Source organism: Pseudomonas sp. AC083 (genome assembly GCF_979253165.1).
Genome location: NZ_CEEDDH010000313.1, coordinates 1 through 241 on the forward strand (window position 1 = coordinate 1; position 241 = coordinate 241).

Genomic DNA, 241 nt, shown 5'->3' on the forward strand with positions numbered 1-241 from the left:
CTTTCAGCTAATCCTTCTGCAAGCTCAAGCGCCAGAGCTTGGACAGCATGCATTTTTAAATAATCTCCTTCCTGCTTAAATTGCTGCGCGACTTCACGTATACGCGCGCCGGCTGTGACGGCGAATAAGGCAATATAATCTTTCTCGTTTTCATCACTTTTCCGTACATAATCAGAAATGGAGCGGTACGGGAGCTTCTCCTGCCTTGGAAATTGGAACGTTTCAATGATACGGTCAGGCT

The 241-nt window shown here is 46.5% G+C and carries 1 protein-coding gene; it reads right to left on the bottom strand.

From position 1 onward, the window contains the following. A partial coding sequence (locus AC0IXA_RS28050; RefSeq protein ID WP_471815002.1) for a vitamin B12 dependent-methionine synthase activation domain-containing protein occupies positions 1–241 on the bottom strand: 241 nt, incomplete at both ends.